Origin of the sequence: Pantoea sp. SIMBA_079 (assembly GCF_046940275.1) — a bacterium.
Classification (GTDB): domain Bacteria; phylum Pseudomonadota; class Gammaproteobacteria; order Enterobacterales; family Enterobacteriaceae; genus Pantoea; species Pantoea borealis.
Genome location: NZ_JAWRYR010000224.1, coordinates 1 through 277, shown reverse-complemented (window position 1 = coordinate 277; position 277 = coordinate 1). Strand labels below are relative to the sequence as shown.

Sequence of the window (277 nt, the reverse complement as noted above, 5' to 3'; positions counted from 1 at the left end):
ACAGCAGCTTGCCGGCGCCGGCTTTATCTACCGCCACCACGTTGTACGGCGCGTCATAGACAAAGGCGTCAGCCTTGCCGTTGACCACGTCCATGACCGCTTCCTGTTCGTTGTCGTAGCCGTGGTACTTGGCTTTGCTGATCAGCTTCCTGGCGACCATTTCACCTGTGGTGCCCAACTTGGAAGTGAGGCGGTACTTCTCGTTGTTCAGGTCTTTGTACGACTTGATCTCGCCAGCCAGTTCCTTGCGGATCAGCAGGGTCTGGCCAACCACGAT

The 277-nt window shown here is 57.0% G+C and carries 1 pseudogene; it reads right to left on the bottom strand.

The annotated features are described in order from the left end of the window. Positions 1 to 277, bottom strand: a pseudogene (locus tag SB719_RS19795) (amino acid ABC transporter substrate-binding protein); the annotation flags it as partial.